Raw genomic sequence first — 811 nt, 5'->3', positions numbered from 1 at the left:
TATGCAGGCCATGTAACTTGATGCCATCAGTGCCCACGGCCAACACTTTTTGCAGCGTTTCAATATTATCGTCGCGGGTTTCTTTCGGTAATCCAACAATCAAATGAGTACAAACTTTGATCCCTAAGGCTCGAGCTCGCTGAGTGATCTCCGCATAACATTCAAAATCATGTCCGCGGTTGATGCGTTTGAGCGTATCGTTATTTGCAGTTTGAAGACCTAGCTCGAGCCAAATTTCATAACCTTGGTTTACATAATCTGACAGCAAATCCAATACCGAGTCAGGCACACAGTCTGGGCGAGTTCCCACACACAAACCCACAATATCAGCAGCTTTGAGCGCTTCTTCATACATATTTTTCAGTACTTGTACTTCTGCATAAGTACTGGTGTAAGCCTGAAAATACGCCAGATATTTCTTCGCTCGATGGATTTCCCCAGCACGATCTTTCAACTGTTCATGAATACTTTTGATTTGTACTTCTTCGTCAGCAAACGAAGCTACATTGCAAAATGTACAACCACCTCGGCCAATCGTGCCGTCGCGGTTTGGGCAACTAAAGCCACCATGTAAAGTCAGCTTATGGACTTTTTCGCCGTAACGACGCTGAAGATCTTGGCCTAGTGTATTGACCAACTCATGTAACTGCATAGATTCTCACCAATAGTAAACCGTAATAAATCTCACTACGATTTATGTAACTAAATTACATCCCTGCAAGAAAAAACACACAATATTAATCAATTCAAACAACGACCAATCGGTGTGAAATCAATAAACTTGCATAAATACAGACAAAAAAGCGTCATG

1 protein-coding gene is annotated in these 811 nt (G+C 41.9%); it reads right to left on the bottom strand.

All coding sequences use genetic code 11. From position 1 onward, the window contains the following. The coding region (locus R7Q46_RS26200; RefSeq protein WP_318078088.1) for a TIGR01212 family radical SAM protein at positions 1–652 on the bottom strand (652 nt) is incomplete at its 3' end. Between the last annotated feature and the right edge of the window lie 159 nt (positions 653–811).

Source organism: Vibrio sp. 811, assembly GCF_033339195.1.
This window is presented reverse-complemented; position numbering and strand designations above follow the sequence as displayed.